Source organism: Bacillus sanguinis (genome assembly GCF_018332475.1).
Lineage (GTDB): Bacteria > Bacillota > Bacilli > Bacillales > Bacillaceae_G > Bacillus_A > Bacillus_A sanguinis.
Genome location: NZ_BOQB01000666.1, coordinates 1 through 275, shown reverse-complemented (window position 1 = coordinate 275; position 275 = coordinate 1). Strand labels below are relative to the sequence as shown.

At 50.5% G+C, this 275-nt stretch carries 1 pseudogene; it reads left to right on the top strand.

From position 1 onward, the window contains the following. Positions 1 to 275, top strand: a pseudogene (locus KI369_RS30035) (preprotein translocase subunit SecY); the annotation flags it as partial.

The following is a 275-nucleotide window of genomic DNA, read 5'->3' as shown; positions in this document are numbered from 1 at the left end:
AGGAACCATGTTCCTGATGTGGTTGGGCGAACAGATTACTGAACGAGGTATCGGCAACGGTATTTCAATCATTATCTTCGCCGGTATTGTCGCGGGACTCCCGCCAGCCATTGCCCATACTATCGAGCAAGCGCGTCAAGGCGACCTGCACTTCCTCGTGTTGCTGTTGGTTGCAGTATTAGTATTTGCAGTGACGTTCTTTGTTGTATTTGTTGAGCGTGGTCAACGCCGCATTGTGGTAAACTACGCGAAACGTCAGCAAGGTCGTCGTGTCT